This is a genomic window from Curtobacterium sp. ME26 (genome assembly GCF_903970945.1).
Taxonomy (GTDB): domain Bacteria; phylum Actinomycetota; class Actinomycetes; order Actinomycetales; family Microbacteriaceae; genus Curtobacterium; species Curtobacterium citri.
The window spans coordinates 88,262-112,304 of the sequence record NZ_CAJCKG010000006.1; the positions used below are offsets into that span (position 1 = coordinate 88,262).

General features: G+C 72.1%; 24 protein-coding genes. 14 read left to right on the top strand and 10 right to left on the bottom strand.

The window, feature by feature from the left end; all coding sequences use genetic code 11:
* The first annotated feature begins 97 nt into the window (after positions 1-97).
* On the top strand, positions 98-1,177 hold the full coding sequence (locus H7A69_RS04015; protein ID WP_182045900.1) for an alpha/beta hydrolase: 1,080 nt from the start codon (positions 98-100) through the stop codon (positions 1,175-1,177).
* A 28-nt stretch (positions 1,178-1,205) separates the two neighbouring features.
* On the opposite strand, the gene H7A69_RS04020 is transcribed toward H7A69_RS04015, so the two are convergent.
* From H7A69_RS04020 to H7A69_RS04030, 3 genes are all read right to left on the bottom strand, one after another.
* On the bottom strand, positions 1,206-2,447 hold the full coding sequence (locus H7A69_RS04020; RefSeq protein WP_182045901.1) for a lipopolysaccharide biosynthesis protein: 1,242 nt from the start codon (positions 2,445-2,447) through the stop codon (positions 1,206-1,208).
* The gene (locus H7A69_RS04025; RefSeq protein ID WP_182045902.1) at positions 2,444-3,778 is read right to left on the bottom strand and encodes an MATE family efflux transporter; all 1,335 of its coding nucleotides are present in this window, start codon (positions 3,776-3,778) and stop codon (positions 2,444-2,446) included. The genes H7A69_RS04020 and H7A69_RS04025 overlap by 4 nt, the downstream gene beginning before the upstream one ends.
* Before the next feature lie 126 nt (positions 3,779-3,904).
* Positions 3,905-5,242: a uracil-xanthine permease family protein gene (locus H7A69_RS04030; RefSeq protein WP_182045903.1), complete on the bottom strand. Its 1,338-nt coding sequence runs from the start codon at positions 5,240-5,242 to the stop codon at positions 3,905-3,907.
* A gap of 379 nt (positions 5,243-5,621) precedes the next feature.
* On the opposite strand from H7A69_RS04030, the gene H7A69_RS04040 reads away from it, so the two are divergent.
* Positions 5,622-6,008 (top strand): hypothetical protein, encoded by a 387-nt coding sequence (locus H7A69_RS04040; RefSeq protein WP_182045905.1) that lies wholly within the window; start codon positions 5,622-5,624, stop codon positions 6,006-6,008.
* A gap of 575 nt (positions 6,009-6,583) precedes the next feature.
* On the opposite strand, the gene H7A69_RS04045 is transcribed toward H7A69_RS04040, so the two are convergent.
* The 4 genes from H7A69_RS04045 to H7A69_RS04060 form a co-directional block, all read right to left on the bottom strand.
* A complete protein-coding gene (locus H7A69_RS04045; RefSeq protein ID WP_182045906.1) occupies positions 6,584-7,099 on the bottom strand; it encodes a DUF3592 domain-containing protein in 516 nt (171 codons plus the stop codon).
* A gap of 242 nt (positions 7,100-7,341) precedes the next feature.
* Complete coding sequence (locus tag H7A69_RS04050; RefSeq protein WP_182045907.1) at positions 7,342-8,649, bottom strand: glutathionylspermidine synthase family protein; 1,308 nt, start codon at positions 8,647-8,649, stop codon at positions 7,342-7,344.
* Complete coding sequence (locus H7A69_RS04055) at positions 8,649-9,020, bottom strand: tRNA-dihydrouridine synthase (protein WP_223246591.1); 372 nt, start codon at positions 9,018-9,020, stop codon at positions 8,649-8,651. Before H7A69_RS04055 ends, H7A69_RS04050 begins: the two co-directional genes overlap by 1 nt.
* A gap of 10 nt (positions 9,021-9,030) precedes the next feature.
* Positions 9,031-10,671: an APC family permease gene (locus H7A69_RS04060; RefSeq protein ID WP_182045908.1), complete on the bottom strand. Its 1,641-nt coding sequence runs from the start codon at positions 10,669-10,671 to the stop codon at positions 9,031-9,033.
* Between the two features lie 153 nt (positions 10,672-10,824).
* On the opposite strand from H7A69_RS04060, the gene H7A69_RS04065 reads away from it, so the two are divergent.
* Genes H7A69_RS04065 through H7A69_RS04075 form a run of 3 tightly spaced genes read left to right on the top strand, consistent with a single transcriptional unit; the run spans position 10,825 to position 14,341 of the window.
* A complete protein-coding gene (locus tag H7A69_RS04065) occupies positions 10,825-12,789 on the top strand; it encodes a M13 family metallopeptidase (protein ID WP_182045909.1) in 1,965 nt (654 codons plus the stop codon).
* Positions 12,789-13,787 (top strand): serine hydrolase, encoded by a 999-nt coding sequence (locus H7A69_RS04070; protein WP_182045910.1) that lies wholly within the window; start codon positions 12,789-12,791, stop codon positions 13,785-13,787. Before H7A69_RS04065 ends, H7A69_RS04070 begins: the two co-directional genes overlap by 1 nt.
* Positions 13,784-14,341: a hypothetical protein gene (locus H7A69_RS04075; RefSeq protein ID WP_182045911.1), complete on the top strand. Its 558-nt coding sequence runs from the start codon at positions 13,784-13,786 to the stop codon at positions 14,339-14,341. The genes H7A69_RS04070 and H7A69_RS04075 overlap by 4 nt, the downstream gene beginning before the upstream one ends.
* An 18-nt stretch (positions 14,342-14,359) precedes the next feature.
* Here H7A69_RS04075 and H7A69_RS04080 read toward each other — a convergent pair whose 3' ends face one another.
* Positions 14,360-15,034 carry a DUF4232 domain-containing protein gene (locus H7A69_RS04080; protein WP_182045912.1) on the bottom strand — a complete coding sequence of 225 codons (675 nt, stop codon included), beginning with the start codon at positions 15,032-15,034 and terminating at the stop codon, positions 14,360-14,362.
* 103 nt (positions 15,035-15,137) lie between these two features.
* Between H7A69_RS04080 and H7A69_RS04085 the strand changes: the two genes are divergently transcribed.
* Positions 15,138-15,416 (top strand): hypothetical protein, encoded by a 279-nt coding sequence (locus H7A69_RS04085; RefSeq protein WP_069712715.1) that lies wholly within the window; start codon positions 15,138-15,140, stop codon positions 15,414-15,416.
* A gap of 52 nt (positions 15,417-15,468) precedes the next feature.
* Here the strand turns inward: H7A69_RS04085 and H7A69_RS04090 are convergent, their stop codons facing one another.
* Positions 15,469-15,900 carry an NUDIX hydrolase gene (locus tag H7A69_RS04090; protein WP_182045935.1) on the bottom strand — a complete coding sequence of 144 codons (432 nt, stop codon included), beginning with the start codon at positions 15,898-15,900 and terminating at the stop codon, positions 15,469-15,471.
* The gene (locus tag H7A69_RS04095) at positions 15,897-17,219 is read right to left on the bottom strand and encodes a glutamyl-tRNA reductase (RefSeq protein WP_182045913.1); all 1,323 of its coding nucleotides are present in this window, start codon (positions 17,217-17,219) and stop codon (positions 15,897-15,899) included. Before H7A69_RS04095 ends, H7A69_RS04090 begins: the two co-directional genes overlap by 4 nt.
* A gap of 117 nt (positions 17,220-17,336) precedes the next feature.
* Between H7A69_RS04095 and hemE the strand changes: the two genes are divergently transcribed.
* The 8 genes from hemE (at position 17,337) to hemC (ending at position 24,017) form a co-directional block, all read left to right on the top strand.
* Positions 17,337-18,467, top strand: a complete 1,131-nt coding sequence (gene hemE / locus H7A69_RS04100) for a uroporphyrinogen decarboxylase (protein ID WP_182045914.1) — start codon at positions 17,337-17,339, stop codon at positions 18,465-18,467.
* The gene (locus H7A69_RS04105; protein WP_182045915.1) at positions 18,464-19,792 is read left to right on the top strand and encodes a protoporphyrinogen/coproporphyrinogen oxidase; all 1,329 of its coding nucleotides are present in this window, start codon (positions 18,464-18,466) and stop codon (positions 19,790-19,792) included. Before hemE ends, H7A69_RS04105 begins: the two co-directional genes overlap by 4 nt.
* A 100-nt stretch (positions 19,793-19,892) precedes the next feature.
* Entirely contained in the window at positions 19,893-20,147 is a 255-nt protein-coding gene (locus H7A69_RS04110) for a hypothetical protein (RefSeq protein ID WP_069712718.1), read from the top strand.
* Positions 20,144-20,578, top strand: a complete 435-nt coding sequence (locus H7A69_RS04115) for a phage holin family protein (protein WP_069712719.1) — start codon at positions 20,144-20,146, stop codon at positions 20,576-20,578. Before H7A69_RS04110 ends, H7A69_RS04115 begins: the two co-directional genes overlap by 4 nt.
* Before the next feature lie 35 nt (positions 20,579-20,613).
* Complete coding sequence (locus H7A69_RS04120; RefSeq protein ID WP_182045916.1) at positions 20,614-20,844, top strand: hypothetical protein; 231 nt, start codon at positions 20,614-20,616, stop codon at positions 20,842-20,844.
* A gap of 70 nt (positions 20,845-20,914) precedes the next feature.
* The gene (hemQ, locus tag H7A69_RS04125; protein WP_182045917.1) at positions 20,915-21,667 is read left to right on the top strand and encodes a hydrogen peroxide-dependent heme synthase; all 753 of its coding nucleotides are present in this window, start codon (positions 20,915-20,917) and stop codon (positions 21,665-21,667) included.
* A gap of 56 nt (positions 21,668-21,723) precedes the next feature.
* A complete protein-coding gene (locus H7A69_RS04130; protein ID WP_182045936.1) occupies positions 21,724-22,944 on the top strand; it encodes a ferrochelatase in 1,221 nt (406 codons plus the stop codon).
* Complete coding sequence (hemC, locus tag H7A69_RS04135) at positions 22,941-24,017, top strand: hydroxymethylbilane synthase (protein ID WP_182045918.1); 1,077 nt, start codon at positions 22,941-22,943, stop codon at positions 24,015-24,017. Before H7A69_RS04130 ends, hemC begins: the two co-directional genes overlap by 4 nt.
* Positions 24,018-24,043 lie beyond the last annotated feature (26 nt).

Sequence of the window (24,043 nt, forward strand, 5' to 3'; positions counted from 1 at the left end):
GTACCTCGACGGTCGCGGGACGTGTGCTGGGCGCTTCCTCAGCACTGCGCGGGCCGGTCGGTGCCCGTTCCGGGTCGCGGTCCCTACGCTCTGGACCGTGCAGCACGCGCGTCGTCCCTCCTCGCTCCCGGGAGTCCTCCTGACCATCGCGGTCCTGGTGGTCGCGGTCGTCGTCGCCGCCGTGGTCTGGACCCGTTCGCCGGCTGCGCCGGCACCCGCAGCGGCGTCGACACCGACCGCCGCCCCGACACCGGCGGGGACCCCGCTGCCCGTCGATGCCGACGGCATCCCCCTGTCGGAGCGGCCCGCGCCGCACGAGCCGGCCACGGTCGACCTCGCCAGGACGTGGCGTGCGCCCGCCGACCTGCCCCGGGACGGTCGACTGCTCCACGTGTCCGTCCCGGGCACGACGTCGCACTTCGTCGCTCGCGACGCCCTCCTCTGGCTGCCGCCGGCGGCGCTCGTCGCCGACCCGCCGCCGCTGCCGGTCGCGGTCCTCATGCCCGGACAGTCGAAGGGCTCCGGCCCCGACGACATGGAGTCGGGCGGGCAGATCGCCCGCACCATGGACGCGATCGCCGCCCTGCACCGGGGGCTCGCACCGATCGTCGTCGTCCCCGACCAGCTCGGACCGCGGTCGGGCAACCCGATGTGCATCGACGGCTCGCTCGGCAACAGCCGCAGCTACCTGGAGCACGACGTCCCCGCGTGGATCACCGGACACCTGCGGGTGCAGACCGGTGCCGCGGCGTGGACGATCGGCGGGTTCTCGCAGGGCGGCACGTGCGCGATCCAGCTCGGCGCCGGGGACCCCGACCGCTTCGGGAACATCATCGACGTCTCCGGCGAGCTCGGCCCCTCCCTCGGGGACCCGGCGCGGACGATCGCCCGCGGGTTCTCGGGGAACGCGGCGGCGTACCGGGCGGCCCAGCCCCTGGCGGTCATGGCCCGGCACGGCCACTACGCGTCGACGTGGGCGTTCTTCACCGCGGCGCAGCTCGACACCCACTACGGCCCGGCGATGCCCGTCGTCGCGGACCGTGCGGCGGCGGTCGGGATGCACGTGACGCGGTGGGTCCTGCCCGGTGCTCGGCACAACTGGACGATGGCGCGGGCGGCGATCGCCGCGGGGATGGCGTGGCTGGAGCCGCACGTGGGGCTGGCGCCCGCCGGCTGACGCGATGATCTGTTATGAACCGGCCGCTTCATACGAGATCATCGCGCTTCGACTGGTCAGGTGCAGTCGGCACCGACCGCAACCCCAGCACCACCACCGCCACCAGGTTCACCGCACTCCCCACGAGGAACCCCGTGGTCCCCCCGGCCACCCCGGTCGACGGCGCGAGCACCGCCATGAGCACCACGCCCACGACGAACCCCGCCACCGACGCCAGCGCCACCTGCCGTGACCGACCGGACGCCAGCAGGAGCGCCGCCGGCACGAGTCCGACGGTGAACACCCACACGCCGACCATCAGGTACCGCAGGTCCGCGACCGCGGCGGCTCCCTCGGCCGGGTAGACGAGCGGCAGGAACCACCCGGCGAGCCAGGCGACGAGGCCGAACACCACGGCGGTGCCCGCGGCGAACCCGCCGACGAGCAGCAGCACCCCGCGGGAGCGCAGCGACCCGCCGTCCGAACGGTGAGCGAACGCCGGCACGAGCACCTGCCCCAGGGCCTGGCCGACCATCGACGCGGGTGTCGCGAGCGTGAAGGCCGCGGCGTAGACCCCGGCCTCGAGCGCCGAGGAGGACACCTGCGCCGAGATCATCGTCAGCTGCAGCAGGCCGTTCGAGGTCACGACCGCGAGCACGTTCCACGCCGCGAAGCCGAGCACCCCCGCGGTCGGCTCCGGCGCGCCGGCGGCCCGGTTGCCCCGCGGCCAGCAGGCGATCGCGAAGACGGTGTACCCGACGGCGAGGGGGAGCAGGACGAGCGGCTCGAGCCGGGCGACGCAGGCCGCGACGAGCAGTCCGAGCGCGAGCAGGCTCGTGACCGTGTCCCACAGCGCGACGCGTGGTGCGCGGTCGTACCCGAGCTGGGCGCCGCGGGCGTAGCAGTACAGGCCGTACCCGACGACGACCCCGACTCCGCCGACCACCATGCCGGGGCTCGCACCCCAGGCGATCGCGACCGGTACGGTCACCGCGGCGAGCACGACGCTCGACACCGCCATCGAGGCCCCGAGCAGCCGGTTCACCGCCGTGTCGGACCGGCGCCCGCGCAGCGCGATCGCCAGCACCCGCGAGGCGGTGTTGCCCGCCGCGTTCGGCCACAGCAGGGCGGTGAACACCGAGAGCGACAGGAGCGCGGTGGTCTGCCCGAGGGTCTCGGTGCCGAACACCCGCCCGACGACCACCGTGACGAGCAGCTTCGCGAGTCCCTGCACGCCGATCCCGACCGTGGCGAGGAGCGCCGACGACGCGACGCGCGACCGCCCGCTCACCGGGCCAACGCCTGTCCGACCCAGCCGGGCCGGTGCGCGCGCACCCCGAGGGTGACAGCGCGGACGCCGATGTAGCCGAGCGCGAAGGCGGCCCAGAGCCCGGCGAGGCTCCCGCCGAGCCACCAGAGCAGCGGCAGGTACACGACGAGGTTCACGACGCCGGCCAGCGCGAGGTAGCGCGCGTCCCCGGCGCCGATGAGCACGCCGTCGAGCACGAACACGTATCCGGCGACGGGCATCCCCACGGCGATGAGCACGAGCACGACCGGCAGCGCCGACCGGACCGCGGCGGAGTCCGAGAACACCGGGCCGAGCACCCCGCTGACGGCGACGACGACCACGCCGAGCAGCACGCCGCCGACGATCCCGAGCACCACGAGGCGCCGCGTGACCAGCCGTACCCGTGCCGGGTCGCGCGCGCCGAGGCCGTGCCCGACGAGCGCCTGCCCGGCGATGGCGAGGGCGTCCAGCGCGAAGGCCAGCGTCGAGAACACGGTCAGCCCGACCTGCGTCGTCGCCAGGCCGGTCGTCCCGAGCCCGCTCGCGGTCGCCACGGTCGCGAGCATCGCCACCCGCAGCGACACGGTCCGGAGGAACAGCCAGGCACCGGAGCGCAGCGCCCGCACGACCCCGGAGGCGCCCGGGCGCAGCGGCGCACCCGAGGCCCGGGCGGCGCGCACGGCGATGACGACGTACACCGCGGCCATCGCCCACTGCACCACGACGGTGCCGGCGGCGGACCCCTCGACGCCCCACCCGACGCCGTAGATGAGCACGGCGTTGAGCAACCCGTTCGCCACGAAGCCGACGGTCGCCACGACGAGCGGCGTGCGGGTGTCCTGCAGCCCGCGCAGCAGTCCGGTCGAGGCGGTGACGACGAGGATCCCGGGCAGGCCGACCAGCGAGAGGGTCAGGTACGCGGTCGCTGCGGCCGACACCTCGGGCGACGCCCCGAACAGGTCGACCAGCGGTCCGGCGAGCGGCCACCCGACGAGCGCGAGCACGACGCCGAGTGCCAGCGCGAGCCACATGCCGTCGATGCCCGCGTGCACCGCTCCGCGACGGTCGCCGCCGCCGAGCGCGCGTGCGACCGCGGGCGTCGTGGCGTACGCCAGGAAGACGAGCAGCCCGGTGACCGTCTGCAGGACGACGCTCGCCAGCCCCACGGCCGCCAGGGCGGTCGCCCCGAGGTGGCCGACCAGTGCGGTGTCGGTGAGCAGGAAGAGCGGCTCGACGACGAGGGCCCCGAGTGCGGGGACGGCGAGGCGGACGACGTCCCGGTCGACCGACCGGCGCTCGGCGCGCTCGGCGGTGGTCGTGGGTCGGGGCACCGGCCCATTCTGGCCGTCCCGCGGCCGGTCCGGTGACCGGCGGCGCGCCCTGCGGCGTGACCGGTGGACGGACGGGAGGCCCGTGGCGGCGTCGCCACGGGCCTCCCGTCCGTCAGGTGGTCCGACTCAGTCCGCGCGCGGCTCTGCCGGGACCGCACCGGTCGCGGCGTGCGCCTGGTCCGACGCCTCCGGCGTCGCCGGGTCCGTGCCGCGGGCCCGGCCGACCAGGTCCATCAGGTGGTAGACGACGATCGCGGCGATCGTGCCCACGATGATGCCGCCGAACGTCGCACCGCCGAACGAGAACGTGAAGTCGGCGATGCCCATGATGAGCGCGATGCCGGCGGTGAGCTGGTTCTTGGGCTTGGCGAAGTCGACGCGGTTCTCGACCCAGATCCGGATGCCGATCACGCCGATCAGGCCGTAGAGCGCGGTCGTGGCACCGCCGAGCACCCCGGCGGGCACGGACGAGATGATCATGCCGACCTTGGGCGACAGCCCGAGCAGGATCGCGACGATCGCGGCGACCCAGTAGGCGGCCGTCGAGAAGACGCGGGTGGCGGCCATGACGCCGATGTTCTCGCCGTACGTCGTCGTCGCCGACCCGCCGCCCGCACCGGCGAGCACCGTCGAGACGCCGTCGGCGAAGAGCGCGCGACCGGTCAGCGGCGTGAGGTCGCGGCCGGTCAGCTGGCCGACGCCCTTCACGTGGCCGACGTTCTCGGCGACGAGGGCGAGCACGACCGGCACGAAGCCGAGGTAGACCGCGAGCTGCCCGGCGTCGAACGCGGGAGCGGTGAAGGTCGGCAGGCCGATCCAGGCCGCCTCGCCGACCTTCGACAGGTCGACCTGGCCGCCGACGAGCGCCGCGCCGTAGCCGACCGCGACGCCGATCACTATCGACAGCCGGCCGACCAGCCCCTTGAAGAGGACCGTGACGAGGATGATCGCCGCGAGGGTGATGAGCGCGACGACCGGGGCCTTCGTGAAGTTGTCGCGGGCGGCGGGTGCGAGGTTGAAGCCGATCAGGGCGACGATCGCGCCGGAGACCACCGGGGGCATGAGCCGGTCGATCCACCCGGCGCCCGCCAGGTGCACGATCGCACCGACGATCGCGAGCAGGACACCGACCACGATGATGCCGGACAGGGCGAGCGGGATCCCACCAATCTTCGTGGCCGCGCCGATCGGGGCGAGGAACGCGAACGACGACCCGAGGTAGCTCGGCAGCCGGTTGCCCGTGATGAGCAGGAACAGGATCGTCCCGATGCCACTGAAGAGCAGGGTCGTCGACGGTGGGAAGCCCGTGATGAGCGGGACGAGGAAGGTCGCGCCGAACATCGCGACGACGTGCTGGACGCCGAGCCCGATCGTGCGGCCCCAGGAGAGGCGCTCGTCCGGCGCCACGATGGTCGAGGAGGAGACGGTCGCGCCGTCACCGTGCAGCTTCCAGCCGAGTGCCATGGGATGACGGTACCGGGTGGGGTGGGTCCTTCGCGGGTGGAGTGTGTCGGCGCGGGCGCGCGCTCTACCAGTCCGCGCTGTTCCGGATCGTCCCTTCTTGTGGGGTGCGCAGGTGAGGCATGCTCCGTGGCGTCCTGAGTGTCACGACCTACACGGACGCGACTGGCACGAAGACCACGTCCGGGTACACTAACGGTGACCTGACCTCGATCACCGCGCCGAACGGCGGCGTCACCTTGTTCACCTACGACAGCTCCGACCGCGTCACGCAGGTGTCCCAGTCGAACGCGACGGCAGTTCACCCAGTACCGGGGTGACTCGTTTGTCGTATGTCAGCGACACGTCGACGGCGGTCGCGGACCCGCGGTCGGACCAGAACTTGACGGTCGCGAATGCGAAGCACACCACTTACACGCTCGACAAGAACGACATCGTCACGAAGACGGTCGACCCGGAAGGCCGTGAGCGGTCCAAGACCTACAGCTCGGCCAACAACGGTGTCGCCACGTCACAGGTCGGTGCTTCAGGGATGGACAGCACCGGTGAGACCACCAACGCCTACGACAAGAACAACAACCAGTCGCTGACCTCGTTTCAGTCCGGCTCGGGTTCCTCGTCCTCCGCTGAGTACGGATCCTCGTCCGCGGCGGCGGCGACGTACCTGCCGTCGAAGATCACGAGCAGTTCTGGCAGCAGCACGAGCATGGAGTACGACGACTACGGGAACCAAAATTCCTCGCAGCAATTGGCAGCGCCGCCATTCTAGGTGTAGCGACCCTTGGAATTGGAAGTTCGGGTGCCGGTCTGAAGGCTGGGAACGCTGCTGGTGTAGCTAGCGGAGCCTTCTCTGGACTCGAGATTGCGGCCGGATCGGCGTACACTGAGTTTCAGTGACTAGAGTGGTCGTATGTTTGCAGCAGGTGCCTCAGGGCTCGGTTGGATTGCACTGGCGATTCTCGCCATCAGTCTTACGATTGTTTTCCTAGTGAATAGGAAGAGAAAATGACTCAGGAGCTATCCGCCCCACCCGCCAGCCGCACTAGTACCCTGTTGAATGCAGGCGAACTTATCTTCAATGTGTGCAAACGCAAAAGTCGAGCCCTCACGCGGTCGATCAATATTCGACGTGCCTTGACTCCCAAACATTCAGATTGCTAGAAAGCTCAACCCGGCAGCTGGGCGCGAGTGCTTGTGACGGCGAATCTTCTCGAGTCAACAGCGTTGACGCACGACATCCTCCCGGGAGGTGCGGCGCAAATGCGATAAAGGCGAGCCGTGTTCCTCTGTGTCGTCAATTCACTAGAAGGGGGCGAGGAGCCAGCGGGTCACCTGAAGTAACGGCTACCATCTGTCGCTGGCACCTTCCGGTTGTGGCTTGCAGACGCCAGTGCCCGACGGGCGAGATGCCGCTACCTTGCAGTCTGTTGTGACCTTCGGTGTGGCCTGGGATCCGTTCGGAGTGCGCTGAATACGTTCGTCGTGAGCGATGGCTTCGGTCGGCTTCCCCGGCAAGTACCTGACCTCGACACCAGTCGCATCAGTGGTGACATCGGCAACTTCTCCGAAGCGGGCTGCGCCTTTGACCTCGTAGCGGCGTCCGTTGACGGTGTATGCGTAGATCGCCGCATACTGCGTGTATGAACCCCTGTGCTTCCGCACTTCAAAGGAACAGATCTCGCCGGTAGGTGTGCCGGTGGTGTTCGCGCCGTCATCGGCGAGACGTTCAGTGCTCGTCCTGGTCAGCCACATCCCAATGCTCGCCACGACGGTGACTGCCATGACGACCGCCAGAAGAACGAGCAGGCGGGCGCTGGTCGGTGCCGGGAACCTTCGCGCGCGTAGCGGTTCGATGCCCATGGACAGATCGTAGGTCGATGAGCCGTCAGCGCTCAGCGTCGGTACGTAGTTCCACTGGGTACCGCGGCCGGCAGCTCCGGGCGACATTCGCACCGCCGCCGAACAGGTGAACCGCGCTATTTCGGATCGTCAGCAGCAAGAACCGGTTCGTTGTTGACCGATAGGCGGAGCGCCTCCACTTGAGCAGAGATCAAGACGCGGGCGTCGATACGGCTCAACTACGGCGTACGAGCCGGCCCCGCTCAGCCCGGCGCGATGATGTTCGGCGCGAACCGACACCAGTAGTCCGTGATCGGGCCGTCGGACTCCCGGATGCCGACGCCGAACGACTCGCCGTCCACCACCCAGGACCCGAGGACCGGATGGTTGTGCCCGTTCGACCCGGGGAAGTCCGGCAGCTCGTGGTACTGCTGCCACACCCGCTCGCCGGCCGTCCCTGCGCGTCGGTACTCCGAGCCGTTCGACGTCACCGACCCATCGGCGCGGTGGACGGCGACGCCATCGCCCTCGCGGCCGAAGACCGGCTTCACGACGAAGTCCGTCATGCCGTTCGGCCCGTCGGCGTACGACGGCAGCAGGTTCTGGTGCCCGGGGAACAGCCGCCAGAGCGCCACGAGCAGGAGCTTGTTCGACAGGAACATCTTCCAGGCGGGCTCGTACCAGCGCCCGAGCCGACCGCGGTCCCGCACGAGGAAGGCCCCGAACTCCTGGTCGCCCGTGGCGCGGTCCTCCCCGGAGACCAGGTCCTCCCACGGGTAGAGCTTGAACAGGTTCCGGATGACCGGCCACTGTGTGCCGGGCTCGTCGCCGGGCAGGGTGAAGACGCTCCGCGCGGACCCCGCGGGCTCCTGGTTGCCGACGAACTGCCGGGCGACACCGTGCCAGCCGATGTCCTTCATCTCGATGCCGGTGTGCTCCCAGCCGGCCTCGCCGGCGAGGTCGCGCATGTACGCGACGGTGTCCCAGTCCTCGCCCGCGGTGTCGAGGTCCGAGTGCGCGACGAACAGCCGTCCGCCGTCCTCGGCGCGGAGCGAGTCGTGCAGGAGCGTCCGCCACCGTGCGACGAGCGCCTCGTGGATGCCGTTCCACTGGTCGGTGTCGGCTGGCAGCTCCCCTGACTCGACGCGCTCGCGCATCCAGTGCCACTGCGTGACCGACGCCTCGATGAGCCCGGTGGGGGTGTCGCCGTTGTACTCGAGGAGCTTCGCGGGGGAGCCGTCGCCGGCGTACGCGAGGTCGAAGCGCGCGTAGACGTCCGGCTCGCCCTGCTCGAGGGACCACGCTGCGAGCTCGAAGCCGTCCCGCGTCAGGCCGAGGGTGCCGAGTTCGCCCGACGCCATGTACCGGGCGGCCTCGAGGCACATCCGGTGCAGCTCCTCGGTCTGCTGCTCGAGCGCCTCGACCTCGGGGAGGGTGAAGACGTAGGCGGCGCCGTCGTTCCAGTACTCGACCTCGGTGCCGTCCTCGCGGTGCGACCGCGAGTAGACGAGCCCGGTCTGCTGGATCTTCCGCTGCCAGTCCGGTCGCGGCGTGTACTCCACGCGCTCCATCAGCCGCCGAACCCGCCGTGCTCGCCGGATCCGCCGAAGCCGCCCTTCGAGACGGAGCTACCGCGCGACGAGAGGCCGGACTTCGCCGTCTTCCCCGAGGGCAGCGACGTCGTCCCGCCGGAGGCGCGCTCGCCGACCGCGGGGACCCGGGTGCTGCGGCTGCTGCTCACCGGCAGGTAGTACCAGCCCGCGTGGCCGCCGTGGTTGTTGCAGTCGTCGTCCGGGAGGCGCTTCTGCGTCGAGTTGTCGCGGCAGATCTTCGCGTAGTCGGCGTTGACACCGGCTCCCTGGCCGCAGCCCGTCAGGGAAGCGGCCAGCGCGGCGACCACGCCGATGGAGACAGCGCGCGATGCGCGACGACGAACACTCACGATCACGACCCTAGCGATCCACGGTGGGCCGGGGCTGTCGTCGCTCGACCGGGTCCGGGTCCTTGCCCGCCGCGCCGGTGCGTCCGACGAAGAACCCCGGCGACCGGAGACGCCACACGACCATGAGGACGACGCCGACCGCGATGGCGGCGACGCCCACGACGGCGACCGCACCGATCCCGAGGACCGTCACGTTCCTCCCGTCCGCGTCCTGCAGCCAGTCGGGCCGTGCGAACTGCGCGAGCCCGTAGCCGAACGCGACCGTCAGCGTCGCGCCGCCGAGGAGCGGGACGACGCCGCGCACCACGAAGTGGCGCGCGCTGTCGAGCAGGGTCCGTCGGAACACCCAGACGCACGCGAACCCGGTGAGGGCGTAGTAGAAGGCGATCATCAGCCCGACGGACCCGATGAGCGCGGTGAGCAGGGTGCCGGACAGCACGGTGAAGAGCACGTAGCACCCGGCCGAGGCGATCCCCATCCCGAAGGTCGACCACGTCGGGGTGCGGAAGCGCTCGTGCACCCGGGCGAAGCGCGACGGCAGGGCACCGTGGGCCGCCATCGAGAGCGCCGTGCGGGCGGTCGGCAGGATCGTCGTCTGCGTGGACGCCGACGCCGAGGTCAGGATCGCGAACGCGAGCAGCGCCGTCGCCGCGTGCCCGAGGACGGACGACCCGAACAGTGCGGGCGCGATCGCGGCGAAGACGTCGTCGGCGTTGCCCGGTGATCCCAGACCGATGCCGTCCGTCCCGACGCCGGCGAAGGCGATCGTCGCCGTCGCCAGGAGGACGTAGATGCCGAGCAGCAGGACGGTGCTGATGACGGCCGACCGGCCCGGTGTGCGTCGCGGGTCGGTCGTCTCCTCGTTGAGCGAGAGGGCCGTGTCCCATCCCCAGTAGATGAAGAGCGCGGTCAGCATCGCGGGCGCGATCACGGTCGCCGGGTCGAGACCGCTCGGCCAGAGCCAGTCGAGCGAGGGGGTGATCGACGTCACGCCGGCCGTGCCGTCGAGCACGCGGAACGCCGCGACCCCCGCGAACACCGCCAGTGCCAGCACCTCGATGCCGAGGAGCGCGTACTGCGGGCGGGTGGACACCTCGACACCGAGGTGGCAGACCACCGTCATGACCGCGATCCAGGCGACACCGGCGACCGTCGACCACAGGGTGTCGCCGCCGAGTGCGGTGATCGCGTCGACGTCCGTGACCGCACCGACGAAGCGGAACCCGTACGACCCGGCGATCTGGGCCAGGTTGGCCATGACGATGACGTCCGCGGCGATGATCCCCCAGCCGCCGAGCCACCCGGTCGTCGGCCCGAACGCACGGGTCACCCACGTGAACGTCGTGCCGCAGTCCGGGTCGAGACGGTTCAGCTCCTGGAAGGCCACCGCGATCATCCACATGGGGACGAACGCCAGCAGCAGGATGCTCGGCGCCTTGACGCCGGCGAGCAGCACGCCGCCGCTCGCCACGACCAGGCCGAGGCTCGCGGCCAGGCTGTAGGCGGGGGCCGTCGACGACAGGCTGACGACGATGCTCCCCAGGAGCCCGACCGAGCCGGGCTTCAGGCCCTTCGCCGTGGTGCTCGGACCGGTCGTCGTCACGGCGGGGGCCGCTCCGGGGCTCGGGGTCGGTCCGGTGGTGGCACGCATCCCTGCACTCAACACGATCCGAGCACCGGCCGGGGCGCGGCGTGACCAGGATCGTCCGCCGTGAGCGCTGACCTCGGATCGGCGGGCACCCGGACTGCGCCGCTGCGCCCCCGACTCCGAGCGGCCGCGGCCCCGGTGGCTATCGTGGACCGCATGACCGACGTCGCACGCACCGCAGGGATCCACACCGACGAGCTCGACCCGGACGTCCGCCCCCAGGACGACCTCTACCGGCACGTGAACGGGACCTGGGTCGCGCAGACACCGATCCCCGACGACAAGGCACGGTACGGCTCCTTCACGGTCCTCGCCGAGGAGGCCGAGGTCGCCGTGCGCGACATCGTCGAGCGCTCGCAGCAGGCCGCACCCGGCACCGAGGAGCGCAAGGTCGGTGACCTCTACACGTCCTTCACCGACGAGCACCACCTCGAGGAGCTCGGCACCGGTCCGATCGACCCGCTGCTCCGCGAGGTCGACGCGGTCGAGACCGTCGACGACGTCATCGCGATGGTCGGCCGGTTCGAGCGGCTCGGCCTGCCCGGCTTCGTGCAGCTCTTCGTCGACAACGACCCGGGCGACCCGGAGTCGTACATCGTGTTCCTCGAGCAGTCCGGCCTCGGGCTCCCCGACGAGTCGTACTACCGCGAGGAGCGGTTCGCCGACATCCGCTCGAAGTACCGCGAGTTCGTCGCGTCGATGTTCCCGCTCGCCGGCTTCGCCGACAGCGGCCAGCGCACCGAGGCCGTCATCGCACTCGAGACGGCGCTCGCCGCGGTGCACTGGGACAACGTCACCACCCGTGACAGCCAGAAGACCTACAACAAGATGTCGTGGGACGAGGTCACCGTCCTTGCCAACGGCGCGGACCTGCACCTCTGGTGGCAGGCCATCGGGGCCCCGGAGGGCGCATTCGGGACCGTCGTGGTCCGTGAGCCCTCGTTCGTCACGGGCCTGGCCGAGCTGCTCCGCTCGCAGCCGCTCGAGGCGTGGAAGGACTGGCTGCGCTGGCAGGTCATCCGCGGTTCCGCGGCGTACCTGACGAGCGCGATGTCGGCGACGAACTTCTCGTTCTACGGCACCGCCCTGACCGGTGCACCGAAGCAGCGCGAGCGCTGGAAGCGCGGCGTCTCGCTGGTCGAGGGCGCGATGGGCGAGACGGTCGGGCGCATCTACGTGCAGGAGCACTTCGACGAGACGTCCAAGGCCGAGATGGACGAGCTCGTCGCGAACCTGGTCGAGGCGTACCGGCAGAGCATCACGGCGCTCGACTGGATGACCGAGGAGACCCGGGCCCGGGCACTCGACAAGCTCGACAAGTTCACGCCGAAGATCGGCTACCCCGTGAAGTGGCGCGACTACTCGGCGCTGCCCGTCAGCCCCGACGACCTGATCGGCAACGTCCGCGCGGTCGCGAGCTTCCAGGTGGACCGCGAGCTCGGCAAGATCGGCAAGCCGATCGACCGCGACGAGTGGTTCATGACCCCGCAGACCATCAACGCGTACTACAACCCGGGCTTCAACGAGATCGTGTTCCCCGCGGCGATCCTGCAGTTCCCGTTCTTCGACGCCGCGCGTGACGCCGCCGCGAACTACGGTGCGATCGGCGCCGTCATCGGGCACGAGATCGGGCACGGCTTCGACGACCAGGGCTCGCAGTACGACGGCGACGGCCGGCTCCAGAACTGGTGGACCGAGGCCGACCGCACCGCCTTCGAGGAGCGCACGAAGGCCCTCATTGCCCAGTACGACGCCCTGGTGCCGACCGAGGTGCCGGACGCGCACGTCAACGGCGCGCTGACGATCGGCGAGAACATCGGCGACCTCGGCGGCCTGTCCATCGCGTGGAAGGCCTACCTGCTGTCGCTCGACGGCCAGGAGCCCCCGGTGGTGGACGGCCTGACCGGTGCCGAGCGCTTCTTCCTGAGCTGGGCGCAGGCCTGGCGCATGGCGATCCGCCCGGAGGAGGCCGCGCGCCTGCTCAGCATCGACCCGCACTCGCCGAACGAGTTCCGCTGCAACCAGATCGTGCGCAACATCGACGTCTACTACGACACCTTCGGCGTGACCGAGTCGGACGCGATGTACCTCGACCCGGCCGAGCGCGTCGCGATCTGGTGATGACCGAGCCGGACGCGGCTCCGTCGTCCGATCCGGGTGCCCCCGAGCCGGGTGCGCAGCCCGGAGCCGACGCAGACGCACCTCGCCGTCCCCGTCGCCGACCACAGGTCGGTGGCGGGGACGGCGCCCGTGCGCGCGGACGGCACCGCGGCGGGGCGGACGAACGCTTCGGCGCCGGCCTGGAGGCGCTGGGCGCGTTGGCACGGGACGGCGCGTCCGTCAGTGCCTCCGTCATCGACACCTCGACCGGCAGGGCCCTGCTCGCCGTCGACGACACCCTCGTCCAGCCCGTCGCGAGCCTCGGTCGGATCCTCCTGCTCATCGAGGTCGCCGCCCAGCTCGAGGACGGACGCCTGCACGGCGACCGGCTCCAGCGGATGGCCCGCGACACGGCGACCGGTGCGGGCCTGTGGCAGTTCCTGCAGGAACCGACCATGCAGGTGCCGGACCTGGCGACCCTCGTCGGCGCGACGGCGGACGCGTGGGCGATGAACGCCCTTCTCTCGACGGTCGGCATCGACGCGGTCCGGCGCCGGGCGGAGGCGCTCGGCATCGACCGGACGGCGCTCATCGACCGGGTCCGCGACCGCCGCGGCCCGGACGACGCCCCGGACGCCTCCGTGGCGCCGTCGGGGGAGCTCGCCTGGCTCATGCGCGGCCTGGCGCTCGGCGAGGTCGTCGACGAGCCGGTGTCGAACCGGGTGCTCGGGTGGTTGTCCCTGGCGAGTGACACGTCACTCGTCGCGGGCGCGTTCGGCGTCGACCCGCTGGCGCACCGGGCGCTCGACCACGGGCTGCAGGCGGTCGTCGTGACGGGCTCGTCGACGGGGGTCCGCGCCGAGGCCGGGATCCTCCGCGGGCCGGGCTCGTCCGTGAGCTACGCCGTCACCGTGACCTTCGACGACGCGACCCTGCAGCAGCGCCTGGCGGTCATCGAGGCCCTGCGCACCGTCGGCACCGAGGTGCTCGAGGTCGTGCACACCCCCTCGTACCGGTGAGCCCCTCGTTGAGCAGGCCGGCCCGGGCGGGCGTGGGTGCGGTCGTCGCGGTGATCGCGGTCGCCCTGACGGGCTGCTCCGTCGAGGTGCACACTCCGACGTCGGACGCGACCGAGATCGCCGAGGCGAACGGGTCCCGCCTGCTGCGGGCCCTGAGCAGCACGGCGCTGGGGGCCCCTGATGGTCCCGCGCTCCAGGCCGCTGTCCGCGAGCAGCGCTTCGGTGGGTACGGGGACGTCGAATCGCTCACCCCTGCGGAGCTGGCTCGCCAGCGCGGCAACCTGCGAGCCGCCGTGTACGGGACGGCGCGGTCGTCCACGGGGGTCGAGGTGTCCGCCTACGCGTCGGGCACCGCGCAGGGCGGCGGTCTCTCGAGCAGTGCGACCGTCTACGGGTGCTTCCGCGCACAGCTCACCGCAGGGAGCTCCGCGGTGTCGTCGCGTGCTGTCCCGTGCCCGGACTTCGGGACGTCCGGCTCGGATACGGAGCGGACCCTCGTGCTCGACCTGCCCGCACCACCAGGGCCGGACCCACGAACGACGCCCGGCGGGTAGCCGGCCGGACCACGCACGTCACTCCGCCGCCTGCCCCTCCGGCACCAGTCCGAACACGTTGAGGAGCCCGGCGTCGGCGGACCGGCACGCGGTGAAGTCCGTGTCCCGCACGAACAGCGACTCCTTCGACCCCGGCGGGTAGACGCGGAAGCCGTCCGCCGCGACCGGCTGGCACTTCTCGGTGGGGTAGTTGGCGGCGGTGGTGACCTGGAGCGGGGCCACGGCGACGGCCCCGGGGGCGAGCGTCACGGTCGGGTGCGGCGAGTCCGTGGCGCGGGTCGCGGCAGCGCCGATCTGGCTGCCGTCACCACCCCCGACGAAGGACACCCCCGGCCAGCCCTGCAGCGTGCAGGTGCTCGACCCGGTGTTCCGCAGGGCCAGGTGCACGTAGGTGCTGCCCGCGGCACCGCCGCTGCCCGACTCGATGCTCCCAGCGAGCGAGCCGGTGTCACAGCGGCCGCCGGCCGCGGTCCCACCGCTCGAGCTCGGTGCCGCCGTCGAGGTCGGAGCCGTCGACGGCGCGGACGACCCGGGCGACGGTGCCGACGAGGACCCGGTCGTCGGCGCGGCGGTCACCGTCCGGGTCGCGGTGGGCGCCGTGTCCGGACCACCGGAGGAACAGCCGGTGAGCGCGAGGGCCAGGACGACCCCGGTGGTCGCGAGGAGGACGGGAGCGGCGGTGCTGCGGTGCATGCCTCGACGCAACTCCGGCCCGTCCCGTCGCGTTCGGGTAGCGTCCAGACGTCGCGTCCACACTCGCGACACAGCCAGGCACACGAGCGACGGAGGTCGGAACATGGCAGGCAAGCACGAGCAGGCACGCGGCGACGAGGGCCGGGCGGACGGCGTCGAGCCCCACGCCGGAGCCTTCACCGACAGCGAGATCCCGGGCGAGCAGCACGTCGAGTCGCACGAGCCCGCGGGGGAGTTCGTCTCCAGCGACATCCCCGGCGAGACGCGGCCGGACGACGCACCGGCGGCCGACACGGGCGAGTACGTCGAGTCGGACATCCCGGGTGAGGCCGAGCCGGCCCAGGACGGCGAGACCGGGCACTACGTCGACAAGGACGAGTGAGCGAGACCGACTGAGCGACGCCGAGTGACCCCGGCCCAGGCTGGTCGGATCTTCAGTCGACCAGGCCGGCGTCCACCAGCCGGCGGAGCGTCTCGACGCCCGCCGGCGGACACCGGTCGGCGTCCGCGGAGGTGACCCACTCCACCTCGTCGACCTCTGCGGAGGCGACGGGCGTGGCGGAGTCGGTCGCGCCTCCCGGCCGGACGATGAACAACGCCATCGCGACCATCGTCCCCTCGCCCTGGCCGTGCGCGGCCTCGGTGACGGTACCGAAGGGCTCGACGTCAGCCTCGGTGAGGTGCAGGCCGGTCTCCTCGCGCGCCTCGCGCAGCGCTGCCTGCACGTCGGTCTCGTGGGGCTCCGCCTTGCCGCCGGGCAGGTAGAGCACGTCGCGGCCGCGGGCACGCACCATGAGCACGCGCCGGTCGCGCACCAGCAGCAGCGCGCTGACACGGAGCGTTCGTGGTTGGGCCGGGAGGCTCAGCTCGCGTCCGCCTCGCCGGTGCGGTCCGTCGAGACGGGGCACTCGGGCGCGGTGCGCTCCGCGAGCGGCACCACGGGCGCCGGCAGCTCCGCCTCGGGCTCGGGACGGACCCCGAACAGGGCGTCGAGCGCCCCGACGAACTCCTCGCCGCGACCGGCACGGCCGAGCTCCCGCGCGCGGACCGACGGCCGGTGCAGCAGGACGCCGACCAGGTGCCGGAGCGCGCGCTCGGTCTGCTCGGCGGCCTCGGTGTCGCCCTCGCGGCGCTTCGCGCGGTCGATCTCGTCGTCGAGGATGTCGAACACGTGCTTGCGGAAGGCCACGAGTGCCGGGGTGGTCGACTGCTCGAGCGCCTGCGCCCGGAACCGGGACACGGCGTCGTCCACCATCTGGCGCGCCTCGGACTCGGCGTTCAGCTCGGCGATCGGGGCGTGGATGCTGATCGTCTCGAGGTCGAGCAGCTCGACGCCGTCGACGTGGGCCACGTCGGGATCGACGTTGCGGGGGAGCCCGAGGTCGATGACGATGCGGCGCCGACCGTCGTCGAGGTCCGCCGGCTCGACGACCGGGACCTCGGTCGAGGTGCAGGTGATGAGGACGTCGGACGCGCGGATCGCCTCGCGCAGGTCGGTGGCGGCCACGAGGTCGTGCTTCGCGGCGAACCACGGTGCCCGGCCGGACGGCGAGAACACCTGGATGTCGGCGGCACCGCGGTCGCGCAGCGCGGCGATGGTCGTGGCCGCGTAGCTGCCGGTGCCGACGAGCAGCACCCGGGTCCGGGCCCAGTCGGTGATGCGCGACGAGGCGAGCTCGAGGCCGAGACGCACGAGCGAGCGACCGGCGGCACCGATTCGCGTGCGGGTCTTCACGCCGCGCGAGGTGTGCGCTGCCTCCTGGAACAGGCGCTCGAGGTCGGAGGTCGTGGTGCCGTTGGCGCGGGCGTCCTCGAGGGCGCGGCGGACCTGGCCGGAGATCTCGGTCTCGCCGACGACGACGGACTCGAGGCCGCTCGACACGGCGAACAGGTGCTGCACGACGTCCCCGCCGCCGAGCACGTTGACGGACTCGAGCACCTCGGCGGGCACGAGGTCACTGGCGGTGGCGACGGCGTCGACGGTGGCCGAGACGGCGGAGTCGCGGTCGTCCCCCGCGATGTCGAGGTAGGCCTCGAAGCGGTTGCAGGTGGCGAGGACGACGGCCCCGTCGAGCACGCCCGAGTCCGTCACCAGACGGCTCGCCGCGGTCGGTGCGCCGATGCTCAGTCGCTCCAGGAGGTCGAAGCTGGCGTTGCGGTGCGACGCCGTGAGACAGATGAGCACGTGTTCCATGGTAACTCGCCATCGGTTCACCGGCTGTTCGCCCTCCGCGTGCACAGCGGACCGGCAGCCGGGAATGCGCTCGGTGTCCCCTCCGGCCGCGGATGGGATGATCGGAGCGTGACCACCGCCGCACCCGCCGCCCTGCCCGACAGCCACCCGCTCGTGACCGGCCGGACCTCGGGGTCGCCGCTCGTCCGGGCGCTCCGCGGGGACCGCCCGGAGACGCTGCCGGTCTGGTTCATGCGCCAGGCGGGCCGCTCGCTGCCGGAGTACCGCGAGCTGCGGGTCGGCACGGCCATGCTCGACGCGTGCCTCGACCCGGCGATGGCGTCCGAGATCACCCTGCAGCCGGTCCGTCGGCACGGGGTCGACGCCGGCATCTTCTTCAGCGACATCGTCGTGCCGATCAAGCTCGCGGGCGTGGACGTCGAGATCGTCCCCGGACGCGGCCCCGTGCTCGGTGCGCCGATCTGCACCGCCGCCGACGTGGACGCCCTCGCCCCGCTCGACCCGGACGCGCTCGCGCCGATCACCGAGGCCGTGCAGCGCACCGTCGCCGAGCTCGGGGACACCCCGCTCATCGGGTTCGCGGGCGCGCCCTTCACCCTCGCCGCGTACCTGGTCGAGGGCGGGCCGTCGAAGGACCACATCCGCGCCCGCACGATGATGCACAGCGACCCGGAGACCTGGGCGCGCCTGCTCGACTGGGCGGCCGGGGTGTCGGGTGCGTTCCTCCGTGCGCAGGTCACCGCGGGCGCGTCGGCTGCGCAGCTCTTCGACTCGTGGGTCGGCTCGCTGTCCCGCGCGGACTACGTGTCCTCGGTCGCCCCGCACTCGGCGACGGCGCTCGGGCACGTGGCCGACCTCGGCGTCCCGCGCATCCACTTCGGCGTCGGCAGCGGCGAGGTCCTGCACGAGATGACGACGCTGGGCGACCCGGCGGACACGGTCGCGGTGGACGCGGTCGGTGTCGACTGGCGGCTCCCGCTCGACGAGGCCGTGCGCCGCGTGGGCACCGGTGTGACCGTGCAGGGCAACATCGACCCCGCGATGCTCGCCGCCCCGTGGTGGGTGCTCGAGGCCCACGTGCGCGACGTCGTCCGCCGCGGCGGCACGGCCCGGGCGCACGTCGTGAACCTCGGCCACGGTGTCCCGCCGGAGACGGACCCGGCCGTGCTGACCCGCGTCGTCGAACTGGTCCACTCGCTGGGCGACGGCACGGGCGTGGGCGAGGAGTCCGCCGCGTGACCGACGTCGTCGTGGTCGGCGGCGGGGTCGCCGGACTGGTCGCCGCCCGCGACCTGGCGAAGGCGGGGGCCCACGTCGTCCTCGTCGAGGCGGGGGACCGCCTGGGCGGGATGCTCCGCCGGCACGCCGTCGCCGGGCTCGACCTCGACATGGGTGCTGAGTCCTTCGCGACCCGGACCGACGCCGTCGAGCGGCTCGCGACCGAGCTCGGTCTCGGCAACGACATCGTGTCGCCCGACCCGCGCGGTGCGTGGCTGATGACCCGCGACGGTCGGACGGCCCCGATCCCGCAGGCCGGGTTCCTCGGCATCCCCGGCAGCCCGATGGCCGCCGACGTCCTCGCCGTGATCGGTCAGGGCGCCGCGTTCCGCGCACAGATGGACTCGCTGCTGCCCTCGCCGGTGGGCGCCCGGGCGGAGTCGCTCGGGGCGCTCGTCCGGAAGCGGATGGGCGAGCGCGTCCTCGACGACCTCGTCGTCCCCGTCGCCGGCGGCGTCTACTCCACGCACCCCGACCAGCTCGACCCCGACCGCGTCGCACCCGGGCTCCGTGCGGCCCTGCAGCGGGAGGGCTCCCTCGCCCGTGCCGTGCTCGCCCTCCGCTCCCGTGCGGCGGCGGGTTCCGCGGTGCAGGGCATCCGCGGGGGCATCGTCCGCCTCGTCGACGAGCTCGTCGCCGACACGGTGACGTACGGCGTGGACGTCCGGCTCGGCACCCGCGCCACGGCCGTCGAGCGGTACGCCGTGGAGACCCTGGCCGCGGACGGCACCCGGGAGCGCCTGCCCGCGCAGCACGTGCTCGCCTCGACGGCCGACCCGACGCGGACCACGGCACCGGACCGCACCGGCATCGAGCTCGTGACGCTCGTCGTCGACCAGCCGGAGCTCGACGCGGCACCGCGCGGCACCGGGATGCTCGTCCACCCCGATGCGGCGGGGGTCGGTGCGAAGGCGCTCACCCACGCGACCGCGAAGTGGCCGTGGCTCGCCGAGGCGGCCGGTGGACGGCACGTGTTGCGGCTCAGCTACGCGACCCCGCCGCACGACGACGTGACGGACCCGTCGGGCGCGGCCACGAGCCTCCCGGTCGCGCCGGACGACGCCGTCGGCACCCGCGCCACCCGCGACGCGACCGCCCTGCTCGGGGTGCCGGTCACGGCGGACCGGGTGCTCGGCGCCGCCCGCGTCCGCTGGTACGGACCCGACCTGGCGGCGGCCGGCCTGACCGAGGGCGTCGTCGGCATCGGGGAGACCTCGTCCGGACGCGGTCTCGCGGGCATCGTCGCCGCCGCGCGCGCTGCTGCCGGACGCATCCTGGATTCCTGAGCGGACCGACGAGGCCCCGAGGGCTACTGTGAGTGGAACGCCGGACGTATACCGCTCGGCGCATGACCACCGCACACCCCTCAACAACGGAGGATCGCACATGCGAGGCAAGCTCCTGTTCGTCGCCGGCGCCGCACTCGGGTACGTCCTGGGATCGCGAGCCGGACGGGCGCGGTACGAGCAGATCAAGACCGTCAGCGGCAAGATCTGGAACAACGGCAACGTCCAGAAGGGCGTGCACCAGGCCGAGGAGTTCATCCAGGACAAGGGCCCGGACGTGGCGGAGTTCGTCGGTGAGCAGACCAAGAAGGTCGTCCGCAAGGTCAGCCAGAAGAAGGACACGACCACCTCATGACCGACACCCGCGACCGCAAGTCGCGATCGCTGTTCGGTCTGGTCGGGGACGTCCCGAAGCTGGTGAAGAACCTCGTCAAGGGCGAGGTGGACCTGCTCAAGGCCGAGATGATCGCCAAGGCGAAGGTCTTCGGCCTCGCCGCGGGGCTCCTCGTCGGCGCGCTCGTCATCGTGCTGTACGCGATCGGGGTCCTGCTCACGGCCGCCGTGATGGGTCTGGCGACCGTGATGCCGGCGTGGCTCGCCGCGCTCCTGCTCGCCGTCCTCATGCTCATCGTGGCCGGGATCCTCGGGTTCGTGGGCTGGAAGCGCTTCAAGAAGGGGCTGCCCCTCACGCCGAAGCGCACGATCGACAGCGTCAAGGACGACATCAACGCGGTGAAGGGCCTGGGCAACAAGCCCGGTCAGCACGACCGCACCCCCCGCTCCTGAGCGGGGCGACCGACACCCCCGACGTGAGGACCCCTGTGACCGACCAGCACGACGACCTGGCGAACCGCGTCGACGCGTTGCGCACGCAGCTGTTCGAGACGCTCGACGCGATCGAGGACAAGCTGAACGTGCCGAAGCAGCTCGGCATCGCGGCGTCGAAGGTCAAGCAGGGGATCGACGAGAAGCCGGTGCCCTACCTGGCCGGGCTCGCAGCCGGCGTGGCGGTGGTCGGGAGTATCGTCGTGGTGGTGCTCCGACGGCGGTAGACCGCCGGATCGGTGGTCCTCCGGACGCGGCGCGCAGCCACGACCCAGGCAACCGACAAGACGAGGAACCATGAGCTCCGACGTGCACGCAGCACCGCACGACAACGCCACCAGCAGCCCCGCGCACGAGACCGACCCGGCGAGCGGCATCGACCCGAACCTCCTCACCGCGTTCGCGCTGTGGGCCGTGTTCCAGCGGCCGCTCGGCCCCGTCTCGCACGACGACGACCGGGCGGTCGCCGAACTCGACGCCGTTGTCGCCCGCGCCGCCGAGCGCGGGGTCACCATCCGCGGCTTCTACGACGTCTCCGGCTTCCGTGCCGACGCCGACGTCATGATCTGGCTGCACGGCGACGACGCCCAGGCGATCCAGGCCGTGCTGCGCGAGATCCGGCGCACCGGGCTGTTCGCCGACGCCGAGCCCGTCTGGCACGTGATGGCCATGCACCGCGAGGCCGAGTTCAACAAGCGCCACACCCCCGCCTTCCTGCGCGGCAAGGACCCCGAGGCCTGGATCACGGTGTACCCGTTCGTCCGGTCCTTCGAGTGGTACCTCCTGCCGGAGGACGAGCGCTCGAAGATGCTCCGCGACCACGGCATCGCCGGCGCGAAGTACCGTCGCGTGCTCACCAACACCATCGCGACGTTCGCCCTGAGCGACTACGAGTGGATCCTGCCGCTCGAGAGCCCGGAGCTCGTCGACCTCGTCGACCTCATGCGCGACCTGCGCGCCACCGAAGCGCGCCTGCACGTGCGCGAGGAGGTCCCCTTCTTCACCGGTCGTCGCGTGACGACCGCCGAGCTGCCGGAGGTGCTGTCGTGACCGACACCAGCAACAACAACGAACGCGTGACCGACACCAGCGCAGTGCCGACGAGCATCACGAACGGGCAGGGCGCGGTCCTCGCCGCCACTGCCGCCGCGGTCGACGGCCCCGAGCACGTCGAGGTGCCGACCGCGTACGACGCGATCCTGCTCGCCGGCTTCGGCGGCCCCGAGGGCCAGGACGACGTCATCCCCTTCCTCCGCAACGTCACCCGCGGCCGCGGGATCCCGGACGAGCGGCTCGAGGAGGTCGCGCACCACTACCGCCACTTCGGCGGCGTCAGCCCGATCAACGCGCAGAACCGCGCGCTGAAGGCCGCGCTCGAGGCGGAGCTCGCGTCCCGCGGCATCGACATGCCGGTGCTGTGGGGCAACCGCAACTGGGAGCCCTACCTGGAGGAGGCCTTCACCGAGGCCGCCGACAAGGGCTACACGAAGCTCATCGCGATCGCGACGAGCGCGTACTCGTCCTTCTCGAGCTGCCGGCAGTACCGCGAGGACTACGCCCGCGTGCTCACCGAGACCGGCCTGATCGACACGATCCAGGTCGACAAGGTCCGGCAGTTCTTCGACCACCCGGGCTTCGTCCGTCCGTTCGTCGACGGCGTGCGTGACGGCATGGCCCGCGCGATCGCCGAGAACGAGGGGCTCGACGTCGCCACCGAGCTGCGCATCCTGTTCTCGACGCACTCCATCCCGTCGACCGACGCCGCGAAGTCCGGCCCCGACTACCGCGGCTTCGACGAGCACGGCGCGTACGAGGCGCAGCACCTGGCCGTCGGCGAGGTCGTCCTCGAGCAGGCGTGGAACGAGCTGCTCGAGCAGCCGGAGCACGCGCACCTCCGGGGCACGTCGAAGCCCGACTGGAAGCTCGTCTACCAGTCGCGATCCGGCCCCCCGACGCAGCCGTGGCTCGAGCCCGACATCAACGACTACATGAACGAGGAGCTCAAGGGCGGTCCGACCCGCGCCGTGCTCATCGTCCCGCTCGGCTTCGTGAGCGACCACATGGAGGTCATGTGGGACCTCGACGAAGAGGCGACCGAGACCGCGGGCGAGCTCGGCTTCTGGTCGCTCCGGACGCAGACGCCCGGTGTGGACCCGGCGTACGTGACCGGCCTGGTCGACCTCGTGCTCGAGCGCGTCAACGGCACGCCGACTGCGGAGCGCCCGCACCTGACGGACATCGGCCCCTGGTACGACGTGTGCCGCCCGGGCTGCTGCGAGAACGTGCGTGCCGGGTTCAAGCCCGCCGCGGCCGGCGTCGCCCCGTGACGGACGGCCCCGCTGCGATCCGGCTCGGTACCCGTGCCAGCCGGCTCGCGGTCGCGCAGTCGCAGGACGTCGCCGACCGCCTGGCGAAGGCGGCCGGGCGACAGGTCGAACTCGTCACCGTGACGAGCGAGGGCGACACGAACCGCGCCTCGCTCGCGAGCCTCGGCGGCACCGGCGTGTTCGCCAGCGCCCTGCGCGAGGCCCTGGTCGCCGGCGAGGTCGACGTCCTCGTGCACTCGCTCAAGGACCTGCCGACCGCGCCGTACGACGGCCTGACGATCGCCTCGGTGCCGAAGCGCGCCGACGCCCGAGACGTCCTGGTCGCGCGGAACGGCGCGACGGTCGAGACCCTGCCCGAGGGCGCGAAGGTCGGCACGGGGTCACCCCGCCGCGTCGCGCAGCTCAAGGCCAAGCGTCCCGACCTCGACGTGATCGACATCCGCGGCAACATCGACACCCGGCTCGGTCGGGTGGACGACGACCTCGACGCCGTCGTGCTCGCCGCCGCGGGCCTCGGACGCATCGACCGGCTGAACGCCGCGACGGAGCTCCTCGACCTCGGCTTCTGGCCGAGCGCCCCGGGCCAGGGTGCGCTCGCGGTCGAGATCCGCGCGGACGAGACCGACAAGGGCCTGCTCGCCGCGCTCCGGAAGCTCGACCACGCACCGACCCGGCTCACCGTGACGGCCGAGCGCGAGGTGCTCGCGAAGCTCGAGGCCGGCTGCTCCGCACCGATCGGCGCCACGGCGGTCGTGGACGCCGAGCTGCTGCTCGTGTCGGCGACGGTCTACCGCCCCGACGGCTCGGAGTACCGCACGGCGTCGCACGCCGCGCACCTCGACGGGTCCGCGCAGGACCGTCTCGACGAGGCACTCGAGGTGGCCGGTCGGGTCGCCGCCGAGCTGCTGGAGAACGGTGCGGCCGAGCTCGCCGACCTGGCCTCCTCGGTCTCCGGCACGCCCGCCGAGGGCGACCACTCCGCCGGACCCGGTCTGGCGACGCCCGGGGCCGAGCAGCCGGCCGACGACGCCTCGACGAACACCGCGTCCACGCCGACCACCGCGACGGACTAGGCACCATCACGGACGACACCACCCCC